Raw genomic sequence first — 22,614 nt, 5'->3', positions numbered from 1 at the left:
CAGACATGACGCACAATCATCCCGCCCCCCTGCTCGTCGAACTGCTGACCGAAGAGCTGCCGCCGAAGGCCCTCGCGCGCCTCGGCGACGCATTCGCCGAAGGTATCGCACAACGCCTCGCCGCGCGCGACCTCGTCGAAGGCGAACTCGTGTTCGAACGCTACGCGACGCCGCGCCGGCTCGCCGTCGTCGTGCAGAACGTACGCGCCGTCGCGCCCGACAGACAGGTCCGCGAAAAGGTCCTGCCCGTGTCGGTCGCGCTCGACGCGCAAGGCAAGCCGACGGCTCCGCTCGCGAAGAAGCTCGCGGCGCTCGGCCACCCGAATCTGTCGATCGCCGATCTCGAGCGCGCGCAGGACGGCAAGGCCGAAGCGTTCTTCATCAACTACTCGGCGGCCGGCGCCACGCTCGCCGACGGCCTGCAGGCCGCGCTCGACGAAGCGCTCGCGAAGCTGCCGATCCCGAAATTCATGACGTACCAGCGCCCGGACGGCACGGACGTGAAGTTCGTGCGCCCGGTGCATCGCCTGACGGTGCTGCACGACGACCGCGTGGTGCCCGTCACCGCGTTCGGCGTCGATGCCGGCGACACCACGCTCGGCCACCGCTTCCTGTCCGACGGCCTCGTCGCGATCCAGCATGCGCGCGCGTACGCCGACACGCTGCGCGACAAGGGCCGCGTGATCGCGCACTTCGCCGATCGTCGCGAAACGATCCGCACGCAACTGAACGAACATGCGAACGGCGACACGGTCGTGATGCCCGAGTCGCTGCTCGACGAAGTGACGTCGCTGGTCGAATGGCCGGTCGTCTACCCGTGCCGCTTCGAGGACGAATTCCTGCAGGTGCCGCAGGAATGCCTGATCCTCACGATGCAGACGAACCAGAAGTATTTCGCGCTGACCGACGTCGCCGGCAAGCTGCGCTCGCGCTTCCTGATCGTGTCGAACATCGAGACGAAGACGCCGGGCGAGATCGTCGAAGGCAACGAGCGCGTCGTGCGCCCGCGCCTGGCCGACGCGAAGTTCTTCTTCGAGCAGGACAAGAAGAAGCCGCTCGCCGATCGCGTGCCGCAGCTCGCCAACGTCGTCTATCACAACAAGCTCGGTTCGGCGCTCGCGCGCGTCGAGCGCCTCGAGGCGCTGGCGGGCGAGATCGCCCCGGCGATCGGCGCCGATCCCGCGCACGCGAAGCGCGCCGCGCGCCTCGCGAAGGCCGACCTGCTGACCGACATGGTCGGCGAGTTCCCGGAACTGCAGGGCACGATGGGCACGTACTACGCGCGCCACGACGGCGAAGCCGACGACGTCGCCCTCGCGTGCGCCGAGCACTACCAGCCGCGCTTTTCCGGCGACGCGCTGCCGACCACGCCGGTGTCGACCGCCGTCGCGCTCGCCGACAAGCTCGAAACGATCGTCGGCATCTGGGGCATCGGCCTCGCGCCGACGGGCGAGAAGGATCCGTTCGCGCTGCGCCGCCACGCGCTCGGCGTGCTGCGCCTGCTGCTCGAAAAGCAGTTGCCGCTCGATCTCGTGTCGCTGCTGCGCACGGCCCATGCACGCTTCGACGGCGTGCCGGGCGTCGCCGAATCGACCGACGCGATCTTCGCGTTCTTCATGGATCGCCTGCGCGGCCTGCTGCGCGAGCGCGGCTATTCGGCCGGCGAAATCGACGCGGTGCTGAGCCTGAACCCGACGCGCATCGACGATCTCGTCGCGCGCCTCGACGCGGTGCGCGAATTCACGCGCCTCGCGGAAGCCGAAGCGCTCGCGGCCGCGAACAAGCGGATCTCGAACATCCTGAAGAAGTCGGAAGGCGGCGCGAACGGCGCGGTGCAGCCGACGCTGCTCGTCGAGGCCGCGGAAAAGGCGCTGCACGAGCAGCTCGCGGCCGTCACGCCGCACGTGCAGTCGCAGCTCGAGGCGCGTGCGTACACGGGCGCGCTGTCGGCGCTCGCCGCGCTGCGCGCGCCGGTCGACACGTTCTTCAACGACGTGATGGTCAACGCGGAAGATCCTGCCCTGCGCGCGAACCGTCTCGCGCTGCTGTCCGCGCTGCACCAGCAGATGAACTGCGTCGCCGACATCTCGAAGCTCGCCGCATAAGGGCCGCACGATGCCGACCAGCCCCAACCGAAAGCTCGTCGTCCTCGACCGGGACGGTGTGATCAACGTCGATTCGGACGCGTTCATCAAGACGCCCGACGAATGGATCGCGCTGCCCGGCAGCTTCGAGGCGATCGCCCGGCTCAACCACGCGGGCTACCGCGTGGTCGTCGCGACCAACCAGTCCGGCATCGGTCGCGGGCTGTTCGACATGGCCGCGCTCAACGAGATGCACCTGAAGATGCATCGCGCGGCGGCTGCCGTCGGCGCGCGCATCGACGCGGTGTTCTTCTGCCCGCACACGGCCGAGGATCACTGCGACTGCCGCAAGCCGAAACCCGGCATGATGCAGATGATCGCCGAGCGCTTCGAGATCGATCCCGATCACACGCCGGTCGTCGGCGATTCGCTGCGCGACCTGCTCGCCGGCGTCGCGGTCGGCTTCCAGCCGCACCTCGTGCTGACCGGCAAGGGCAAGAAGACGCTCGCCGCGGGCAACCTGCCGCCCGGCACGAAGGTCCACGACGACCTGCGCGCGTTCGCGCTCGATTTTCTTTCACACGAACACGAGTGATGCGGCTGCCGCGCGCATCCTCCCCAACGCCAGACTCACGCCGATGCGCTTCGTTCGCTCCCTGCTGCTGCTGATCTACTTCATCCTGTACACGGTGCCGTACGCCACCGCGTGCTTCATCGCGTTCCCGTTCATGCGCCCCGACGCGCGCTACTGGATGGCGGCCGGCTGGTGCAAGTCGACGCTGTGGGTCGTGCGCTGGCTGAACGGCATCCGCTACCGGATCGAAGGGATGGAGAACCTGCCCGACGGCCCGGCCGTGCTGCTGTCGAAGCACCAATCCGCGTGGGAGACGCTCGCGTTTCCGGCGCTGATGCCCAAGCCGCTCTGCTACGTGTTCAAGCGCGAGCTGCTGTACGTGCCGTTCTTCGGCTGGGCGCTCGGGCTGCTGCACATGGTCAACATCAACCGCAAGGAAGGCAAGAACGCGTTCAATTCGGTGATCCGCCAGGGCAAGAAGCGCCTGTCGGAAGGCGCATGGATGATCATGTTCCCCGAAGGCACGCGCACGCCGGTCGGCAAGCAGGGCAAGTACAAGACGGGCGGCGCGCGCTTCGCGATCGAAACCGGCACGCCGGTCGTGCCGATCGCGCACAATGCAGGTCGTGTGTGGCCGCGCAACTCGTTCACGAAATTCCCGGGCGTCGTCACCGTGTCGATCGGCAAGCCGATTCCGGTCGAAGGCAAGACGCCCGACGTATTGAACTCGCAGGTCGAAGCCTGGATCGAAGCGGAAATGCGCCGCATCGATCCCGATGCGTATCGTCAGGCGGGCAACGCCGGCACACGCGATGCCGCGCGCGCCTGACGCCCCGGATTGCAGCCGTTGCGTACGACAAAAAGAAGCGAACTGATGAAACAGCGTCCGCGGCCACGGCCTGCCGTCGTGGCCCTCGATCATCGCCAGATGGACCTGCCGCTCTTCGACGGGCCGGCCGCGCCGCCGTCGGCGCCCGCCGCCCCGCCGGCGCCACCCGACATCGCCGCCCCTGCCGCGCCGCTCGATCCCGGTCCGGCGCCCGATCGCTCGCGCGTGCGCACGTTCGCGCTCGACAGCCGCGTGCTCGAATACCGGCTCAAGCGCTCGGCGCGCCGCACGATCGGCTTCACGATCGACGGCAGCGGGCTGTCGATCACCGCGCCGCGCTGGGTCACGCTCGCCGACATCGAGGCGGCGATCGCCGAGAAGCAGCGCTGGATCTTCGCGAAGCTCGCGGAATGGAAGACGCGCACCGAGCAACGCGCGCTGCCGCAGATAGACTGGCGTGACGGCGCGCAACTGCCGTATCTGGGCAAGACGGTGACGATCGCGCTCGGCGCGGGCGCCGTCGCGTTCGATGCCGACGCGCTGCGGCTGTCGCTGCCGCTGCCCGTGCAGGCCGACATGCAGCAGATCAAGGACCGCGTGCAGGGCTGGCTGCAGGGCGAAGCGAAACGCATCTTCGGCGAACGCCTCGCGGTCTATGCGGAAAAGCTCGGCGTCACGTATTCGATGTATGCGCTGTCGTCGGCCGCGACGCGTTGGGGCAGTTGCTCGAGCGACGGCAAGATCCGCCTGAACTGGCGGCTGATTCATTTCCCGATGTCGATCATCGACTACGTCGTCGCGCACGAGCTGTCGCACCTGCGCGAGATGAACCACAGCCCGGCCTTCTGGCAGACCGTCGAATCGATCTTCCCCGAGTTCCGCGAAGCGCGGCACACGCTCAAGCATCACCCGCCCGAGCTGCTGCCGTCGCTCTGACGCGCACGGCTTCGCCGCCAACGAAAAAGGGCGATGCGGATTACCCCGCATCGCCCTTTTTCGTTGGTGCGGCGCACATCGCACGCCGCGGCCCGGTTCATCCCGCGCTTACTTCTTCTGGATGAACTCGATCTTGTAGCCGTCCGGATCCTCGACGAACGCGATCACGGTCGTGCCGTGCTTCATCGGGCCCGCCTCGCGCGTGACCTTGCCGCCTTGCGCCTTGATCTTCTCGCAGGCCGCGTACGCATCGTCGACCGCCACCGCCAGATGGCCGAAGCCATTGCCGAGATCGTAGGACGGCGTGTCCCAGTTGTGGGTCAGCTCGATCACGGTGCCCGTGCGCTCGTCTTCGTAGCCGACGAACGCGAGCGTGAACTTGCCTTCCGGATAGTCCTCGCGACGCAGCAGCTTCATGCCGAGCAATTCGGTGTAGAACTTGATCGAGCGGTCGAGATCGCCGACTCGCAGCATCGTATGCAGCAAACGCATGTGTTGTACTCCTGTGGGGACTTTCCAGAACCGGAAATTCTACCGGAGTCGGGTGAATCGCGCCGGGGACGGCTGGCCGGCGCGCGCCCGGGCGGTGCAGCGGCTGAGCCGCACGAGCACGAGCGAGCGCCGCGGCGGGAAACAGCACGATCCGACTCACCCGGCCACCGCGTCGATCGGGTAACATCCTTCCACTTCGCACCAAAATCGGGCACGCGTGCCACCGCCCGACCGCGACCACCCACTCTTCCGTACCGCCACCCTGCCGTGCGAAACCGCCCATCCGAGCGCACCGGACGCGCCGCCCGCCTCACCTCGCCGCCACCGCACCGGACCCGCGAGGCACGTCGATGAGCCCGCTTGCCGCCGCCCCCGTGCGCCGCGCACTCGATACGCGCGCCGTCGGCCTGATGCTGCTGCTGTGCGCGATCTGGGGCTTCCAGCAGGTCGCGATCAAGAGCACGAACGCCGCGATCGCGCCGATGTTCCAGGCCGGGCTGCGCTCGGCGATCGCCACGCTGCTGCTGTGGGGCTGGGCCCGCACGCGCGGCACGCCGCTGTTCCAGGCGGACGGCACGTTCGGCGCGGGCCTCGCGGCCGGTGCGCTGTTCGCCGGCGAATTCGTCTGCGTGTTCTTCGGGCTGACGCTGACGAGCGCGTCGCACATGGCGATCTTCCTGTACACGGCGCCGTGCTTCACCGCGCTCGGCCTGCACCTGTTCGCACCGGGCGAGCGGCTGCAACGCACGCAATGGGCCGGCGTGGGCATCGCATTCGCCGGCATCGCGCTCGCGTTCGCGGACGGCTTCCTGAAGCCGCGCGCGCCCGGCGCGTCCGTGCTGGCCGGGCTCGCCGGCGACGCGCTCGGGATCCTCGGCGGCGCGATGTGGGCCGCGACGACGGTCGTCGTACGCTCGACGGCGCTCGCGCGGGCCAGCGCGAGCAAGACGCTGTTCTATCAGCTCGCGGTATCGGCGGTCGTGCTGGTCGCGCTCGCCGCGCTGTTCGGCCAGATGTCGTTCGCGCACGTGACGCCGATTGCGGTGGCGAGCCTCGCCTACCAGTCGGTGATCGTCGCGTTCGTCAGCTATCTGTCGTGGTTCTGGCTGCTGACGCGCTACAGCGCGTCCCGACTGCCCGTCTTCACGTTCCTGTCGCCGCTGTTCGGCGTCGCGTTCGGCGTGCTGCTGCTCGGTGAATCCGTCGGCTGGCGCTTCATGTCCGCGGCCGCGCTCGTGCTGACCGGCATCGCGCTCGTCAACGCGCCGCCGCGCCGGCGGGCGTGACGACCGGACCGGCGCAAGAAGACGCGCGGGCAATAAAAAAGCTGCCCGTCGGGCAGCCTCGTCGATACAGCCGATGAGCGGCTCGCGCCACGCGCATCATCCGGCCTTGCGCACCGCCGCCAGCGCCTGCGCGACGCCGACGTATTCGGCCACGCTCACGTCCTCCGCGCGGCGCGCGAGATCGAAGCCGAGCGCATCGAAATCGATCGTCTCGCGGTAGTCGCCGAGCGTATTGCGCAGCATCTTGCGGCGCTGCGAGAACGCGGCGGTGACGATTTCGCCGAGCAGCACGGGATCGACGTCCGGCAGTTCGTGCGGCTCGTACGGAATCATCCGCACGATCGCCGAATCGACCTTCGGCGGCGGCTGGAACGATTCCGGCGGCACGTCGAGCATCTTCTCCATCACGTAACGGTACTGCAGCATCACCGACAGCCGCGAAAACGCCTTCGTGCCCGGCTCCGCGACCATCCGCTCGACGACTTCGTTCTGCAGCATGAAATGCTGGTCGATGACCGCATCGGCGAACGTCATCAGGTGAAACAGCAGCGGGCTGGAAATGTTGTACGGCAGGTTGCCGACGATCCGCAGCGACGGCTTGTCGCCGGGCGCCGCGAGTGAGCGGAAGTCGAACGCGAGCGCGTCGCCCGCGTGCAGTTCCAGCAGCGCGCCGAAGCGTTGCTGCAGGCGCCCGATCAGATCGCGGTCGAGCTCGACCGCGTGCAGCGGCGACTCGGGCGTCGCGAGGCGCTCGATCAGCGGCTCGGTCAGCGCGCCGAGCCCGGGGCCGATCTCGACCATCCGCTGGCCGCGGGCGGGGCCGATCGTCGCGACGATCGAGTCGATCACGCCGTGATCGACGAGAAAGTTTTGCCCGAAGCGCTTGCGCGCGAAATGGCCTTGGTGCTGTCTGCTGTTCGACATCGACTCAGTAAAACGAAAAATACGACGAAAGGAGTAAGCCGGCGGCGTCAGGCTGCGCGGCGATGGCGCGCCATCGTGACGGCCGTATCGAGCGCGGCGATCATGCTGCCCGGATCCGCGCGGCCCGTGCCGGCCAGATCGAGCGCGGTGCCGTGATCGACCGACGTGCGGATGATCGGCAGCCCGAGCGTCACGTTGATGCCCTCGCCGAACGTCGCGTACTTCAGCACGGGCAGGCCCTGGTCGTGGAACATCGCCAGCACGCAATCGGCATCGGCCAGATGGCGCGGCTGGAACAGCGTGTCGGCCGGATACGGGCCGCGCGCGTCGATGCGTTGCGCGTTCGCGCGGGCCAGCGCCGGTTCGATCACGTCGATCTCCTCGCGGCCGAGATAACCGTTCTCGCCCGCGTGCGGGTTCAGGCCCGTCACGAGGATGCGTGGCGCGGCGAGACCGAAATCGCGCCGCAGGTCGCGATCGATGATCGCGAGCGTCTCGACGAGCCCGTCGATCGTCAGCGCGGCCGATACATCCTTCAGCGGCAGGTGCGTGGTCGCGAGCGCGACGCGCAGCGGCCGGTGGCCGGTGCCGGCCAGCATCATCACGACGCGCGGCGTATGCGTGCGTTCGGCCAGGTATTCGGTATGACCGGTGAACGGCACGCCCGCGTCGTTGATCGTGCTTTTCTGCAGCGGCGCGGTGACGATCGCGTCGTACCGGCCCGCCAGCGCGCCGTCGATCGCCGCGTCGAGCAACCCGAGCACGTACCGCCCGTTCGCCGCGTCCAGCTTGCCCGCCTGCGCGGGCGCGGCCAGCGCGTGATGCGCGACCGACACCTGCGTGCCGCCGGCCAGCGTGGCCGGGTCGGCCCCGACCGCCGCCGCCCGCGCATCGAGCAGCGCCGCATCGCCGAGCACGGTGAAATGCGCGTCGGGCCAGCGCTGCGCGGCGTCACGCAGCGCCTGCACGGTCAGCTCCGGGCCGACCCCCGCGGGTTCGCCGGTCGTGATCGCGATCTGCAGCGCGGGCATGGTCATCCGATGCTCGCTCAGTTCGCCGGGCCGACGCCGCCGATCTTGTACTGCACGTACGACGAATCGCGCAGCTCGCGCAGCCAGTCGGCATACGCCTGTTCGGCCTTGCGCTGGCCGATCGCCTGACGGGCGATGTCCATCTGCTGCTGCACCGACCCTTCCGCTTCACGGCGGCTCAGCACCTGGATCAGGTGGTAGCCGTACTCGGTGCGAATCGGCTGGCTGATCTGGCCGTCCTGCAGGCTGTTCATCGCGCGCTCGAATTCCGGCACGGTCTCGCCCGGGCTGATCCAGCCCAGATCGCCGCCCTGCGACGCCGAGCCGTCCTGCGAGTAGGTGCGCGCGAACTTCGCGAAATCGCCGCCGGCCTCGACCTGGTTGCGGATGTCGCTCAATTGCTGGCGCGCCTGGCCTTCCGACTTGCCTTCGCCGACGCGCAGCAGGATGTGGCGCACGTGCGTCTGCACGATCTTCGGCGCCGCGGCGCTCGCGCCCTGGCTCTGGCGGCGGTCGACGAGGCGCACGATCTCGAAGCCGTCCGGCACGCGGATCAGCGTCGGGTTGACCTGGCCCGGGCGCAGCTTCGACGCGGCGTCGACGACGTCGGCCGGCAGCGCGCTCGGCGACTTGAAGCCGAGATCGCCGCCCTTCTTCGCGTCGTTCGCTTCGGAGTTGTTCTTCGCGAGGCGCTCGAAATCGGCGCCCGACTTCGCCTGCTGCAGCAGCGCTTCGGCCTTCTTCTGCGCGGCTTCGATGTCGGCCTGCGGCGCGTTGGTGGGCGCCTTGATGAAGATGTGCTGGAAGCGCAGGTCCTGCTGCTGCGCCGCGTTCGGCCCGCGCTGGCTCGCGATGTAGTTCGCGACCTCGGCGTCCGACACCGTGATCTTGCCGTCGACTTCGCGCTCACGCAGCTTCGACAGCATCAGCTCGGTACGCGCATCGTTCGTGAAGATGCTCCACGGCACGCCTTGCGCCTCGAGACGCGCGCGATACTGGTCGAGCGTCATCCCGTTCGCCTGCGCGAGACGCTGCAGCGTGGCCTGCACGGTCGCGTCGTCGATGCGGATCCCGTCGTCCTTGGCCTTTTGCACCTGGATACGCTCGAGCACCATCTGGTTCAGCACCTGCGCGCGCAACTGGTCGGCCGGCGGCACCGGCGCGTTCTGCTGCTGCAGCCGGCGCGCGATCAGGCCGACGCGCTGGTCGAGTTCGCGGCCCGTGATCACGTCGTTGTTGACGACCGCGACGACTTCGTCGGCGAGCTGCGCACCTTGCGAACCGAGCGCCTGCGCCGCAGCGGGCGCGGCGGCGAGCAGCGCGGCGGACGCGGCGAGGCTGGACACGACTGCCGCGAAACGAAGGGTTTTCTTCATTGCCACTGAAACTCCATTGAAATCGTGCTGACCGGTGCAGACATTGCCGGCGTTACTCGTAGTTGCTGAAGCGGGACATCGGCGGCGGCGGCGGCGGCAACGGCGTGTAGCCCGGCACCCCGGCGCGGAATGCGGACACGAGGCCGTTGTCGACCGTCGACAAGCCCTTGAGCGTCAGCTGCATCATGAATCGCGTCGACGAGTTCTGCTGTCCCGACGAATTGATGCCGTTCGCGGCCCGCTGCACCCCGACGCCGAGCGCCCAGCAATCCGCGTCGTATTGTAAGCCGACCAGACCGTCGACCACGCGATCTCCGGCGAAGTCGTAGTTGAAGCGGCCGATCGCATACAGGCGGCGCGTGAGCGGCCACTGCGCGGACACCAGGAACTGGTTGATCGGCTGGTTGTCGAGCGTGGTGTTCGTGCGCGTATAGCGGTAGCCGACGTTGATCACGCGGCGCTCGCCCGGGCTGTAGCCGAAACCGATACTCGACTTCACGAGCTGGTTGTTGTTCTGGTTGTACTGGAACGCCGTTTCCGACATGAAGCCCGAGCCGAGCTTCAGCGCGGCGCCGACGATCAGGTCCGAGTGGCGCGCCAGCACGGCGCTCTGCCCGGGCGTCAGCGTGACGCGCTGATCCGCGAAGTAGTACTGCTGCGCGATCACGAAGCGCGCGCGCTCGTCGCCGGTGCGCGGATCGATGAAGCGCGACGTGAGGCCGGCCGTGATCCGGTTCGCGTCGGCGATCCGGTCGTTACCGACGAACGTGTTCGGCTGGTAGATCTCCGCGAGGCCGAAGTCCGATTCCGCGGTGTCGAACAGCGGCGCGTTCGACTGGTCGCGATACGGCGTGTACACGTAGTACAGGCGCGGCTCGAGGGTCTGGATGAAGTCCTGGCCGAACAGGCGCACCGAACGGTCGAAGATCAGGCCCGTGTCGAAGCTCACGGTCGGGATCGACTCGGTGAAGCGCTTCGGACTGTTCGGCGTGGTCGACGACAGGTAGTTCAGGTCGTACGACGCGAAGTGGTACTGGACCTTCGGCACGACGAAGTAGCCGGGCCCGTACACGCCGTACGAAATGTACGGATTGAAGACGATGCGGTCGCCTTCGGTCGCGTCGGCGGTCGTGATGCGGAACCGCGAATAATCGGCTTCCGCGCCGAAGTCGAAGCCGCCGACGTTGTACTTCGTGTACTTCACGTTCAACTGCGGCTCGCGGCTGTACGGCGCGATCGACGGCGGCAGCGTCTGCCAGTGCTGGTAGCGCGCGAGCACCGACCACGGGCCGTTGTTGTACGTAAGGCCGGCTTCCTGCTGGTACAGCGTCTGCGTCCCGTTGATGAACTGGTTCGCCGACCCGAGGTCTTCCGGATACGTGTTGTCCGAGACCTTGTTGTAATAGACGTAGCCGCCGAAACCGCCGCCGAAGTTCTGCTGGTGCTGCCAGTAGATCGCGTAGCGGTTGCGGTGCGCGAGCCGGTCGTCCGGCAGGTAATTGGCCGTGAACGTGCCCGAATACGACGGCGACAGATAGCGGAACGTCGCCTCGGCCATCACGCCGCGCCGCGAGATGATGCGCGGCGTGAGCGTCAGGTCGCGGTTCGGCGCGATGTTGAAGTAGTACGGCAGCGACAGCTCGAAGCCGTTGCTCGAGTTCACCGAGAACGTCGGCGGCAGCAGGCCGCTGCGCCGCTCGCCCGACAGCGGGAACGTCATCCACGGGCTCGCGAAGATCGGCACGCCCTGGAAGAACAGCACGCCGTTGCGCGCGGTGCCCTCATCGGCACCCGTATCGAAGTCGAAGCGGCTGCCCTTGATGTACCACGCGGGATTCGTCGCGCACTGGCATGCGGTGTACGTGCCGTTGACGAACACCGAGCGCTCGTTGTCGACCATGTCGACGCGCTCCGCGCTGCCCGACCCGCCCGTCACGTTGAAGTGATACTTCGGCGCGGTCATGAAGCCCTGGTTCGCCTCGACCTTCAGATGCGCCTCGGGGCCCGCGAACGACGTGCCGCCGTTGATCACCTTGACCTGGCCGTACGCATCGGCCATGTCGGTATCCTGATCGTAGTGGATCGCGTCGGCCTTCACGACGGCATCGCCGCGCCGCAGCTCGGCGGAGCCCTTCGCGGCGAGATCCTGCTCGGCGGTGCCGCTCGTGTGGTCGGCGATCACGAACGCGGCCGGCTTCGCGCCGTCCTTCAGCGGATGATCCTCGAGCTGGGGTGCGAGACGCAGATCCCACGGCGAGTCGAGCGGCTGCGGCTGCGCAGCGGCGCCCGACAGCTGCGCGTACGACACGGCCGGCACGAGGCCGGGCACGGCCAGGAGCGCGAGCGCGAGCCGCCGTTTGCGCGGCGCCCCGTCACCGGGGAAAACATTCGGGAATAGCGGTTTGGGCGGCATCTATCGTTTGGCGAATCGCCCCTTGTCAACCGCGCCTGCACGGCACCTTCGCGCGCGGCGGGCCGCGCCGTCGAGCCGCGACTGCGGCTCTTCGCAAACCGGGGAGGCGATCGGGCGGACGTCGCGACAGGCGCGGGCCTGCACGGCGGAAGCTGACGCGGGGCGCGTCAAAAAAGTCGTGGGGTATTATATGGCAAGACGTTCCCCCCTCCGCCGAGTTTCATGACGCCCCCATCCGCCGCATCCCAGCCCGACGCCCGCCTCGACGCGCTCACCGCGTGGCTGCGCCCGCTCGCCGGGCGCTACGCCCTCGATCTGTCGACCCTCGCGCCCGCGTCGTCGGACGCCAGTTTCCGCCGCTATTTCCGCGTCGCGTCCGCCGCGAGCCCCGGCGGCACGCTGATCGCCGTCGACGCGCCGCCGCCCGAGAAGTGCCGCGAGTTCGTCCAGGTCGCGCAGTTGCTCGCCGCGGCCGGCGACCACGTGCCGGACGTGCTCGCCCACGATTTCGACGCGGGCTTCATGCTCGTGACGGACCTCGGCCGCACGTCGTACATCTCGGTGCTCGATCCGGCCGACCCGGCCGCCGCAAAACCGCTGATGCGCGCGGCGCTCGACGCGCTGATCCGCTTCCAGCTCACGTCGAAGCCCGACGTGCTGCCGCCGTTCGACGAAGCGTTCCTGCGCCGCGAAATGGAGCTGATGCCCGAATGGTTCGTCGGCCGCCACCTCGGCAAGCCCGTCACCGACGCGATGCGCGGCACGCTCGACCGCACGTTCGCGCTGCTGGTCGCGAGCGCGCACGCGCAGCCGCAAGGCTTCATGCTGCGCGACTTCATGCCGCGCAACCTGATGGTCTGCGAACCGAACCCGGGTGTGCTCGACTTTCAGGACGCCGTGTACGGGCCGCTGACGTACGACGTCGTGTCGCTGCTGCGCGACGCGTTCATCAGCTGGGACGAGGAATTCGAGCTCGACTGCTTCGCGTACTACTGGGAAAAGGCGAAAAAGGCCGGCCTGCCGGTCGATCCCGACTTCGGCGAGTTCTACCGCCAGCTCGAATGGATGGGCCTGCAGCGCCACATCAAGATCCTCGGCCTGTTCGCGCGCATCAACTACCGCGACGGCAAGCCGCACTACCTGAACGACCTGCCGCGCTTCCTCGCGTATGCGCGCAAGGTCGCGCTGCGCTATCGTCCGCTCGTGCCGTTCGCGAAGCTGCTCGACGAGCTCGAGGGCAACGCGCCGGCCGACGTCGGCTATACGTTCTGAGCGCCCCCACACCCAGTCGAACATGAGCCCTACCCTGACCACGGCGATGATCTTCGCCGCCGGACGCGGCGAACGGATGCGTCCGCTGACCGACACCTGCCCGAAGCCGCTGCTCGAAGCCGGCGGCAAGCCGCTGATCGTGTGGCAGATCGAGGCGCTCGCGCGTGCGGGCATCGACACGATCGTGATCAACCATGCGTGGCTCGGCGAACGGATCGAGGCCGCGCTCGGCGACGGTTCGCGCTGGGGCGTGCGGCTCGCGTATTCGGCCGAAGGCGAAGCGCTGGAAACCGCCGGCGGCATCGCACAGGCGCTGCCGCTCATCGAGCGCGACGGCCAACCGACCGTGTTCGCGGCCGTCAGCGGCGACGTGTACTGCGCCTTCGACTACCGGACGCTCGCGCCGCGCGCCGCCCGGATGGCCGCACTCGACACGCCGGCGATGCACCTCGTGATGGTGCCGAACCCGCCGTTCCACCCGGCCGGCGACTTCGCGCTCGGCGACGACGGCCGTCTCGCGCTCGACGGCGCCGCGCGCTTCACGTTCGGCAACATCGGCCTGTACGACACACGGATGTTCCGCGATCTCGCGCCCGGCACGCGGCGCGCGCTGACGCCGTACTACCGCGCGGCGATCGAGGCCGGCCGCGCGACCGGCGAACTGTACGAAGGCATCTGGGAGAACGTCGGCACGCCCGCGCAGCTCGGCGAGCTGGACGCGCGGCTGCGCGCCGCGGGCTGAGCGGAGCCGACGGACGGCCGCGCACCGTCGTGCCGGCCGCCCGCTGCGCGCCACGGCACGCAGCACACCCGCAAGCCGTTACGCGGCCTCGGCCTCTTCCCCGCCGGCTGCCGCGCGCTGCTGCTGCAGCGCCCACATCTGCGCATACAGCCCGTCGGCGCGCACGAGTTCGTCGTGCGTGCCGCGCTCGACGATCCGCCCGTGATCCATCACGAGAATCTGCTGCGCGTGCACGACCGTCGACAGCCGGTGCGCGATCACGAGCGTCGTGCGATGCCGCGCGATCTGGTCGAGTTCGTGCTGGATCGCGCGTTCCGAGCGCGAATCGAGCGCCGACGTCGCTTCGTCGAACAGCAGCACCGGCGGATCCTTCAGCAGCGTGCGCGCGATCGCGACGCGCTGCTTCTCGCCGCCGGACAGCTTCAGCCCGCGCTCGCCGACCGGCGTGTCATAGCCCTTCGGCAAGCTCTCGATGAAATCGTGGATGTGCGCGGCGCGCGCGGCCGCGACCACCTCGTCGCGGCTCGCCGTCGGCCGGCCGTACGCGATGTTGTAGTAGATCGAGTCGTTGAACAGCACGGTGTCCTGCGGCACGATCCCGATCGACGCGCGCAGCGATTCCTGCGTGACGTCGCGAATGTCCTGCCCGTCGATCCGGATCGCGCCGCCCGTCTGCCGGTCGAGATCGTAGAAGCGGAACAGCAGCCGCGACAGCGTCGATTTCCCCGAACCGCTGTGGCCGACCACCGCGGTCGTCGTGCCGGCCTCGATCGTAAAGGTCACGTCGTGCAGGATCGGCCGCGACGGCTCGTACGCGAAGTTCACGTGCTCGAAGCGCACCTGCGCGCCGGCCACCGCGAGCGGCGGCGCATCAGGCCGGTCGGCCACTTCCTTCGGCGCCGACAGCAGCCCGAACATCCGATCCATGTCGGTGAGGCTCTGCTTCAGCTCGCGATAGACGACACCCAGGAAATTCAGCGGGATGTACAGCTGCAGCATGAACGTGTTGATCAGCACGAGATCGCCGAGCGTCAGCTTGCCCGCGAGCACGCCCTGCGTCGCGCGCCACAGGATGAACACGAGCCCCGTGCCGATGATCGCCTGCTGGCCGAAGTTCAGCACCGACAGCGAGTTCTGCGAGCGGATCGCGGCCTTCCGGTAGCGCTTCAGGTTCTCGTCGTAGCGCTGCGCCTCCCACTCCTCGTTGCCGAAGTACTTCACCGTCTCGTAGTTGATCAGCGAATCGATCGCCCGCGAGTTCGCGCGCGAATCGAGCTCGTTCATCGTGCGGCGGAAGTGCGTGCGCCAGTTGGTGACCTTCACGGTGAACACGATGTACGTGACGAGCGCGGCGAACGTCACGTACGCGTAGTAGGCCTCGTACTTGACCACGAAGAAGCCGAGCACGAGCCCGACCTCGACGAGCGTCGGCAGGATGCTGTACAGCGAATACGAAATCAGTTGCTGGATGCCGCGCGTGCCGCGCTCGATGTCGCGCGACATGCCGCCCGTCTGGCGTTCGAGATGAAACCGCAGCGACAGCCCGTGCAGGTGCCGGAACACCTGCAGCGCGAGCTGGCGCACCGCGCTCTCCGTGACCTTCGAGAACAGGATCTCGCGCAGCTCGGTAAAGAGCGACGTCGACAGCCGCACGAGCGCGTACGCGACGACCAGCAGCCCGACGCCGCCCGCGAGCACGATCCCGGCCGATTGCTCGGCACGGCCGAGCGCGGTGAGCTGCTGCACGGCGGACAGGTGGTCGACGATGCGCTTCATCACGACCGGCACGCCGAGGTTCGCGACCTTCGCGCCGATCAGGCAGCCGAGCGCGAGCGCGACGCGCCATTTGTAGGTGGTCAGGTACGGCAGCAGCGACCGGATCGTCTGCCAGTCGTTGCGGGGCCCGGTCGAAGCCGGCGCGGGCTCGCCGGAAGCGGGAAATCGGCGCATGGGGAAAAGGTCCTGCGGCGATGCCGGACGCGCGTATCGACGGCCGGCTCGCGCGCTTTCTCGTACAATTTGCGAACGTTGTATTGTCGCAGAAGCCGCTTCGCGCCGCTGCCGGCGGCCTTGCCGGCCGGCCTGCGCGCGGCGGCCCATTTATTACAGGATGAAAGCCCCCGCCATGACCGATTCGACCCTCGAACTCCCGCAGAAGCAGCCCGCGCTGCGCGTCGTCCCGCAACCGCACGACGCGAACGTTCACGGCGACGTGTTCGGTGGCTGGATCATGTCGCAGGTCGACATCGCCGGCTCGATTCCCGCGAGCCAGCGCGCGAACGGCCGCGTCGCGACGGTCGCGGTCAACTCGTTCGTGTTCAAGCAGCCGGTATTCGTCGGCGATCTGCTGAGCTTCTACGCCACGATCATGCGCACCGGCAACACGTCGATCACGGTCGACGTCGAGGTGTACGCGCAGCGCATGCGCCTGATGGGCGAAGTCGTGAAGGTCACCGAGGCGACGCTCACCTACGTCGCGACCGGCCCGGACCGCAAGCCGCGGCAACTGCCGCCGCTGTGACGCGGGCACGCGCCGCGGCGCGGCAGGCGGCCGTCAGTGCGTGGCCGTCAGCCCGAACTCCCGCATCGCGGGCAGGAAATCGTGATTCAGCTTCGGCTTGCGCGACAGCTTCACCAGCACGTAGCGCTGGAACGGCGCGAGCCGCTGCCACTGCGCGAGCGCGGGCGCCGGCAGCCCGGCCAGCGCGCTCTGCTGCACGAGCGACTCCGGCACCGTGTCGACGTCGCGCCAGGCCGGCTGCTCGTCCGGCTGAAACCATGACGGCTCCAGATCGGCGTGCGTGCGCAGCATTTCGAACAACGCATGATCGAAGTTGGGCTCGATCGCGGTGTCGTCGTCGGCCGGGAAGCGCGCAAGCAGCTTGCGGTCCTCGAGCGGCAGCAGTTGCCACTGTTCGAGCGAAATCCGCAGCCCGAAGCGGTCGAGATTGAAACGCACGATCATCGGGATGTACGTGAAGTTTTCCGACGAATCGTGTTCGAAGTTGAAGAGCAACGGAGCGTCGCTGAGTCCCATGGTCGTTACCTGACGTGGCGGATGCCGGCGCGGCCGGCTTGCCTGGGGTATTTTAGAACCTCTGCGCGCGGGCGGCGGCACGATCGTCGCCGGCCGTGCGTCGAATCAACGGGAGTGCTCGTGAATCCGACCCAATCAGACGATCCGCGCGACGCGTTGCGCGATGAGCCGCGCGGCGCGATCGAGCTGCCCGTGAGCCGCACGCGCGGCGGCGCGGTCGAAACCGCGCACGACTTCGTCGGCCAGGAATGGCCGGTCGCACTCGTCTTCAACGGCATCTCGCACGCGGTGATGATGTGTACGCCATGCGACCTCGAAGCGTTCGCGGTCGGCTTCGCGATCTCGGAGGGGATCGTCGTGCGCGGCAGCGACATCAAGGACATCGAGGTGATCCTGCATGCCGATGCGCCGTTGCCGCACGCGGAAGTCCACCTGGAAGTCGTCCAGCAGGCGTTCGCCGCGCTGAAGGACCGGCGCCGCGCGCTCGCCGGGCGCACGGGCTGCGGCGTGTGCGGCATCGAAAGCATCGACCTGCTCGATCTCGCGCCCGAACGCGTGCCCGATACCGGCTTTCTCGCGCGCCTCGCGCCCGATGCGCTGGCGCGCGCCGCGCATGCGCTGCCGGCGCATCAGGCGCTCACGAAACTGACCGGCGGCCTGCACGCGGCCGCGTGGTGCGACGCAACAGGCGCGATCCGTGCGGCATTCGAGGATGTCGGCCGCCACAATGCGCTCGACAAGCTGATCGGCTCGCTCGTGCTGTCGCGCGCCGATACCACCGACGGCTTCGTGTTCCTGTCGAGCCGCGCGAGCTACGAGCTGGTACGCAAGGCCGCGCGGGTCGGCATCCCGCTGGTCGCGACCATCTCCGCGCCGTCGTCGCTCGCGATCGAGGTCGCGAAGGCGGCCGGCTTGCGGCTCGTCAGCTTCTGCCGCGAAACGGGCCACGTCGACTACGGCACGGCCTGATCGCGATCGCGGCCGCGCACCGGCGATCCCCCGGCGGCGCGGCCTGCGCCGTCAGTCGAACTGACGGAAATCCGGCTTGCGCTTCTCGAAGAACGCCGTCATCGCCTCGCGCGCTTCCGGCGCGCGCAGCATCGCCGAGAAGTGGCGCGCTTCCTCGGCCATCCGCGCGGGCGTCGCCACGCCGCCCGTATCCTTGAGCAGCGCCTTGGTCACACGCAGCGATGCCGCCGGCAGCGCCGCCAGCTTCGCCGCCTGCTTCGCCGCGAATGCGTCGAGCTCCGCCGCCGGCAGCACGCGGTTGACGATGCCGATCCGGTGCGCTTCCAGCGCGTCGAACGCCTCGCCCAGCAGCAGCTTCTCGGCGGCGACCTGATGGCCGGCCAGGCGCGGCAGCAGCGCGCTCGACGCGGCTTCCGGGCACAGCCCGAGCTGCACGAAAGGCAGCGAGAACGTCGCGGTGTCGGCCGCGTAGACCAGATCGCAGTGCAGCAGCATCGTCACGCCGACGCCGACCGCAATGCCCGGCACCGCTGCCACGATCGGCTTGCTCGCGCTGCTGATCCGCGCCAGGAACTGGAACACCGAGGCGGTGTCGTCCTTCGGCGGCGACTTCAGGAAATCCTCGAGATCGTTGCCCGCGCTGAAATTGCCGTCGCTGCCGCGCAGCAGGATCACGCGCGTCGCCTTGTCTTCCTGCGCGTCGGCGAGCGCGTCGGCCATCGTCTGGTACATCGCCGCCGTCAGCGCATTCTTCTTCGCCGGGCGCGCGATCGTGATCGTCATCACGCCGTCGGCGCGTTCCACTTGAATGTCGGCCACAACCGTCTCCTTTGACTGTCTCTACCGGAATGAAAAAACGGTGCGCGAGCTCGTGGCCCGCGCACCGTCGTCGCTTTTATCCGCGCCTCGCTTACAGGCGCTCGATGATGCCCGCGGCGCCCATGCCGGTGCCGACGCACATCGTGACCATCCCGTACTTCAGGTTGCGGCGGCGCAGGCCGTGCACGACGGTCGCCGCGCGGATCGCGCCGGTCGCGCCGAGCGGGTGGCCCAGTGCGATCGCGCCGCCCATCGGGTTGACCTTCGACGGATCGAGGCCGAGGTCGCGCATCACCGCCAGCGATTGCGCGGCGAACGCTTCGTTCAGTTCGATCCAGTCGAGATCGTCCTGTTTCAGGCCGGCGGCCTTCAGCGCGGCCGGAATCGCTTCCTTCGGACCGATACCCATGATTTCCGGCGGCACGCCACGCACCGCGAAGCTCACGAAGCGCGCGAGCGGCGTCAGGTTGAATTGCTTGAGCACCTTCTCCGACACGACGAGCAGCGCGCCCGCGCCGTCCGACGTCTGCGAGCTGTTGCCGGCCGTGACCGAGCCCTTGTTCGCGAACACCGTGCGCAGCTTCGCGAGGCCTTCGAGCGACGTATCCGCGCGCGGACCTTCGTCGAGCTTGATCTCGCGCGTCTTCACGTCGACTTCGCCGGTCGCGAGGTTCGGGAAACGCTCGGTGATCGTGTACGCGGCGATTTCGTCGCCGAACTCGCCGGCCTGCTGCGCGGCGAGCGCCTTGCGGTGCGACTCGACCGAGAACGCGTCCTGGTCCTCGCGGCTCACCTTCCACTGCTCGGCGACGCGCTCGGCCGTCAGGCCCATCCCGTACGCGATGCCGAAGTCTTCGCTGCGATCGAAGATGTGCGGCGACATCGACGGCTTGTTGCCCATCATCGGCACCATGCTCATCGATTCGCAGCCGCCCGCGAAGATCGCGTCCGATTCGCCGACGCGGATGCGGTCGGCCGCCATCGCGAGCGCGGTGATGCCCGACGCGCAGAAGCGGTTGACCGTCACGCCGCCGACCGTCTGCGGCAGGCCCGCCAGCAGCGCGCCCATGCGCGCGACGTTCAGGCCCTGCTCGGCTTCGGGAATCGCGCAGCCGATGATCGCGTCCTCGATCACCTTCGTGTCGAGGCCGGGCACCTGAGCGACCGCCGACTTGATCGCGTGAACCAGCAGCTCGTCGGGGCGCGTGTTCTTGAAGACACCGCGCGGGGCCTTGCCGATCGGCGTGCGGCTGGCGGCGACGATGTATGCGTCTTGCAGTTGTTTGCTCATTTGAAACTCCTTGCCTTATCCGCTCGCTCAGTTACGCACCGGCTTGCCGGTCTGCAACATGCCCATGATCCGTTCCTGCGTCTTCTGCGTGCCGAGCAGCTCGACGAACGCGCGACGCTCCAGCGCGAGCAGCCATTCTTCGTCGACGAGGCTGCCGGCTTCGACGTCGCCGCCGCACACGGCTTCGGCGATGCGGCTCGCGATCAGGTAGTCGTGGTCGCTGATGAAGCGGCCGTCACGCATGTTGACGAGCGACGCCTTGATCGTCGCGATCGCCGAGCGGCCCGCGACCGGCACGTCCTTCGCGCGCAGCGGCGCGCGGTAGCCGGTGGCGGCCAGCGCACGCGCTTCCTTCTTCGCGGTGTCGAGCAGTTCGAACACGTTGAAGACGATCGTGTCGGACGGCTTCACGTAGCCCATCGCACGCGCGTCGTGCGCGGACGACGACACCTTCGCCATCGCCGCGTTCTCGAACGACTTCGTGACGAACTTCAGGATGTCGGTGGTCGCGTTCGCGGCCGTCGCGGCTTCCGCTGCGCGCAGCGCCGCTTCCTTCAGGCCGCCGCCGGCCGGCACGAGGCCGACGCCCACTTCGACGAGGCCGATGTAGCTCTCGACGTGCACGACGCGCTTCGCGCTGTGCAGCATCAGCTCGCACCCGCCGCCGAGCGCGATGCCCGACACGGCCGCGACGACCGGCACGTTCGCGTACTTCACGCGCAGCATGCCTTCCTGGAACTTCTTCACGAACGGCTCGATGCCCTTCGCGCCGCCCATCATGAACGCGGGCATCGCCTCCTCGAGGTTCGCGCCGGCCGAGAAGGGGCCGCCCGGCGTGCCGAGCTTCAGCGACGTCGGCTGCCAGATCACCACGCCCTTGTAGTCCTTCTCCGCGAGTTCGATCGCCTGCACGAGGCCGTCGATCACGCTCGGTCCGATCGTGTTCATCTTCGACTTGAACGACACGATCACGACGTCGTCCTCGCCGGCACGGTCGTCGACCCACGCGCGCACCGCGTCGGTTTCGAACAGCGTCTTGCCGTACGTCTTCGGGTCGGCGCCGGCTTCGCCGACGAGCGGCGCACGGAACACCTGCTTGTCGTACACGGCCAAGTCCGAACGCGGCACGAAACGCTTGGCGGCCGGCGCCCACGAGCCTTCGGCCGTGTGCACGCCGCCCTTCTCGGCGACCGGGCCTTCGAGTACCCACGACGGCAGCGGCACGTTCGCGAGCGCCTTGCCGGCCGCGATGTCTTCCTGCACCCATTCGGCGACCTGCTTCCAGCCGGCGGCCTGCCAGCCTTCGAACGGGCCTTCGTTCCAGCCGAAGCCCCAGCGGATCGCGAGATCGACGTCGCGCGCGTTGTCGGCGATCGATTCGAGATGCACGCCGATGTAATGGAACACGTCGCGGAAGATCGACCACAGGAACTGCGCGTGCGGATGGTTCGTCTCGCGCAGCAGCTTCAGGCGTTCCGCCGGCGGACGCTTCAGGATGCGGCCGACCGTTTCGTCCGCCTTCGCGCCCGAGTCGACGTAGGTGCCCGTCTTCGCGTCGAGCACCTTGATCGCCTTGCCTTCCTTCTTGTAGAAACCGCCGCCCGTCTTCTGGCCGAGCGCGCCCTGCTTCACCAGCTCGGCGAGCACGGCGGGCGTCTGGTAGACCGGGAAGAACGGATCGTCGGCGAGGTTGTCCTGCATCGTCTTGATCACGTGCGCCATCGTGTCGAGGCCGACCACGTCCGCGGTGCGGAACGTCGCCGACTTCGCGCGGCCGAGGCGGCTGCCCGTCAGGTCGTCGACTTCGTCGAAGCGCAGGCCGAACTTCGCGGCCTCGGTGATCACCGCGAGGATCGAGAAGATGCCGACGCGGTTCGCGATGAAGTTCGGCGTGTCCTTCGCGCGCACGACGCCCTTGCCGACGACGCTCGTCAGGAAGGTTTCGAGCTGGTCGAGGATTTCCGGGCGCGTATGCGCGGTCGGGATCAGCTCGACGAGGTGCATGTAGCGCGGCGGGTTGAAGAAATGCACGCCGCAGAAGCGCGCCTTCAGCTCGTCCGAGAAACCTTCGGACAGCTTCGTGATCGACAGGCCCGACGTGTTGGTCGCGAAGATCGCGTGCGAGGCGATGTGCGGTGCGACCTTCTTGTACAGGTCGTGCTTCCAGTCCATCCGCTCGGCGATCGCCTCGATCACGACGTCGCATTCGGCGAGCTTCGCGATGTCGTCCTCGTAATTCGCCGCTTCGAGGTACTTCGCGTCGTCCTTCACGCCGAACGGCGCGGGCGACAGCTTCTTCAGGTTCTCGATCGCCTTCAGCGCGATCGCGTTTTTCGGGCCTTCCTTGGCCGGCAGGTCGAACAGCAGCACCGGCACGCGCGCGTTGACGAGGTGCGCGGCGATCTGCGCGCCCATCACGCCGGCGCCCAGCACGGCGACCTTGCGAATCAGGAAATTGCTCACGGGATGTCTCCGGATAGTGTCGTGCAGCGCGGAATATGGGGGCTGCACGGCGAAGTGAGTACCAGAACCGTTGCGT

General features: G+C 68.2%; 19 protein-coding genes. 9 read left to right on the top strand and 10 right to left on the bottom strand.

The window, feature by feature from the left end; genetic code table 11:
* The first annotated feature begins 5 nt into the window (after positions 1-5).
* Genes glyS through LGN10_RS24260 form a run of 4 tightly spaced genes read left to right on the top strand, consistent with a single transcriptional unit; the run spans position 6 to position 4,423 of the window.
* On the top strand, positions 6-2,105 hold the full coding sequence (gene glyS / locus LGN10_RS24275; protein WP_226225253.1) for a glycine--tRNA ligase subunit beta: 2,100 nt from the start codon (positions 6-8) through the stop codon (positions 2,103-2,105).
* 10 nt (positions 2,106-2,115) lie between these two features.
* Positions 2,116-2,679, top strand: coding sequence for a D-glycero-beta-D-manno-heptose 1,7-bisphosphate 7-phosphatase (gmhB, locus tag LGN10_RS24270; RefSeq protein ID WP_059578701.1), 564 nt, complete (start codon positions 2,116-2,118; stop codon positions 2,677-2,679).
* A gap of 43 nt (positions 2,680-2,722) precedes the next feature.
* Positions 2,723-3,487: a lysophospholipid acyltransferase family protein gene (locus LGN10_RS24265; RefSeq protein WP_059578704.1), complete on the top strand. Its 765-nt coding sequence runs from the start codon at positions 2,723-2,725 to the stop codon at positions 3,485-3,487.
* A gap of 45 nt (positions 3,488-3,532) precedes the next feature.
* The gene (locus tag LGN10_RS24260; RefSeq protein WP_060314988.1) at positions 3,533-4,423 is read left to right on the top strand and encodes a M48 family metallopeptidase; all 891 of its coding nucleotides are present in this window, start codon (positions 3,533-3,535) and stop codon (positions 4,421-4,423) included.
* Positions 4,424-4,531: 108 nt separating this feature from the next.
* Here the strand turns inward: LGN10_RS24260 and gloA are convergent, their stop codons facing one another.
* Entirely contained in the window at positions 4,532-4,915 is a 384-nt protein-coding gene (gene gloA / locus LGN10_RS24255) for a lactoylglutathione lyase (protein ID WP_059578709.1), read from the bottom strand.
* Positions 4,916-5,265: 350 nt separating this feature from the next.
* Between gloA and LGN10_RS24250 the strand changes: the two genes are divergently transcribed.
* On the top strand, positions 5,266-6,201 hold the full coding sequence (locus LGN10_RS24250) for a DMT family transporter (RefSeq protein ID WP_226225251.1): 936 nt from the start codon (positions 5,266-5,268) through the stop codon (positions 6,199-6,201).
* A 96-nt stretch (positions 6,202-6,297) separates the two neighbouring features.
* Here the strand turns inward: LGN10_RS24250 and rsmA are convergent, their stop codons facing one another.
* Genes rsmA through LGN10_RS24230 form a run of 4 tightly spaced genes read right to left on the bottom strand, consistent with a single transcriptional unit; the run spans position 6,298 to position 11,945 of the window.
* Positions 6,298-7,125 (bottom strand): 16S rRNA (adenine(1518)-N(6)/adenine(1519)-N(6))-dimethyltransferase RsmA, encoded by an 828-nt coding sequence (rsmA, locus tag LGN10_RS24245; protein ID WP_034201387.1) that lies wholly within the window; start codon positions 7,123-7,125, stop codon positions 6,298-6,300.
* Between the two features lie 47 nt (positions 7,126-7,172).
* Positions 7,173-8,162: a 4-hydroxythreonine-4-phosphate dehydrogenase PdxA gene (pdxA, locus tag LGN10_RS24240; protein ID WP_059642958.1), complete on the bottom strand. Its 990-nt coding sequence runs from the start codon at positions 8,160-8,162 to the stop codon at positions 7,173-7,175.
* An 11-nt stretch (positions 8,163-8,173) separates the two neighbouring features.
* Positions 8,174-9,532, bottom strand: a complete 1,359-nt coding sequence (locus tag LGN10_RS24235) for a peptidylprolyl isomerase (protein ID WP_059642955.1) — start codon at positions 9,530-9,532, stop codon at positions 8,174-8,176.
* 52 nt (positions 9,533-9,584) lie between these two features.
* Positions 9,585-11,945, bottom strand: a complete 2,361-nt coding sequence (locus LGN10_RS24230) for an LPS-assembly protein LptD (protein WP_226225250.1) — start codon at positions 11,943-11,945, stop codon at positions 9,585-9,587.
* Between the two features lie 222 nt (positions 11,946-12,167).
* Between LGN10_RS24230 and LGN10_RS24225 the strand changes: the two genes are divergently transcribed.
* Positions 12,168-13,217, top strand: coding sequence for an aminoglycoside phosphotransferase family protein (locus LGN10_RS24225; RefSeq protein WP_059642949.1), 1,050 nt, complete (start codon positions 12,168-12,170; stop codon positions 13,215-13,217).
* A gap of 22 nt (positions 13,218-13,239) precedes the next feature.
* Positions 13,240-13,959: an N-acetylmuramate alpha-1-phosphate uridylyltransferase MurU gene (murU, locus tag LGN10_RS24220; RefSeq protein ID WP_226225249.1), complete on the top strand. Its 720-nt coding sequence runs from the start codon at positions 13,240-13,242 to the stop codon at positions 13,957-13,959.
* A 78-nt stretch (positions 13,960-14,037) separates the two neighbouring features.
* Here the strand turns inward: murU and LGN10_RS24215 are convergent, their stop codons facing one another.
* Entirely contained in the window at positions 14,038-15,909 is a 1,872-nt protein-coding gene (locus tag LGN10_RS24215; protein ID WP_060314964.1) for an ABCB family ABC transporter ATP-binding protein/permease, read from the bottom strand.
* A 175-nt stretch (positions 15,910-16,084) separates the two neighbouring features.
* Here LGN10_RS24215 and LGN10_RS24210 point away from each other — a divergent pair, with 175 nt between their 5' ends.
* Positions 16,085-16,480, top strand: coding sequence for an acyl-CoA thioesterase (locus LGN10_RS24210; RefSeq protein ID WP_006485741.1), 396 nt, complete (start codon positions 16,085-16,087; stop codon positions 16,478-16,480).
* A gap of 33 nt (positions 16,481-16,513) precedes the next feature.
* On the opposite strand, the gene LGN10_RS24205 is transcribed toward LGN10_RS24210, so the two are convergent.
* Positions 16,514-16,996 carry a nitrate reductase associated protein gene (locus tag LGN10_RS24205; RefSeq protein WP_059642940.1) on the bottom strand — a complete coding sequence of 161 codons (483 nt, stop codon included), beginning with the start codon at positions 16,994-16,996 and terminating at the stop codon, positions 16,514-16,516.
* Positions 16,997-17,110: 114 nt separating this feature from the next.
* On the opposite strand from LGN10_RS24205, the gene fdhD reads away from it, so the two are divergent.
* Complete coding sequence (gene fdhD, locus LGN10_RS24200; protein ID WP_226225248.1) at positions 17,111-17,965, top strand: formate dehydrogenase accessory sulfurtransferase FdhD; 855 nt, start codon at positions 17,111-17,113, stop codon at positions 17,963-17,965.
* 51 nt (positions 17,966-18,016) lie between these two features.
* Here fdhD and LGN10_RS24195 read toward each other — a convergent pair whose 3' ends face one another.
* From LGN10_RS24195 to LGN10_RS24185, 3 genes are all read right to left on the bottom strand, one after another.
* On the bottom strand, positions 18,017-18,784 hold the full coding sequence (locus tag LGN10_RS24195; protein ID WP_226225247.1) for an enoyl-CoA hydratase: 768 nt from the start codon (positions 18,782-18,784) through the stop codon (positions 18,017-18,019).
* 91 nt (positions 18,785-18,875) lie between these two features.
* Positions 18,876-20,075, bottom strand: a complete 1,200-nt coding sequence (locus LGN10_RS24190) for an acetyl-CoA C-acyltransferase (RefSeq protein WP_059642934.1) — start codon at positions 20,073-20,075, stop codon at positions 18,876-18,878.
* A gap of 27 nt (positions 20,076-20,102) precedes the next feature.
* Positions 20,103-22,538 (bottom strand): 3-hydroxyacyl-CoA dehydrogenase/enoyl-CoA hydratase family protein, encoded by a 2,436-nt coding sequence (locus LGN10_RS24185; protein WP_059578752.1) that lies wholly within the window; start codon positions 22,536-22,538, stop codon positions 20,103-20,105.
* Positions 22,539-22,614 lie beyond the last annotated feature (76 nt).

It is taken from the genome of Burkholderia sp. AU32262, from assembly GCF_020419985.1.
Classification (GTDB): domain Bacteria; phylum Pseudomonadota; class Gammaproteobacteria; order Burkholderiales; family Burkholderiaceae; genus Burkholderia; species Burkholderia semiarida.
This window is presented reverse-complemented; position numbering and strand designations above follow the sequence as displayed.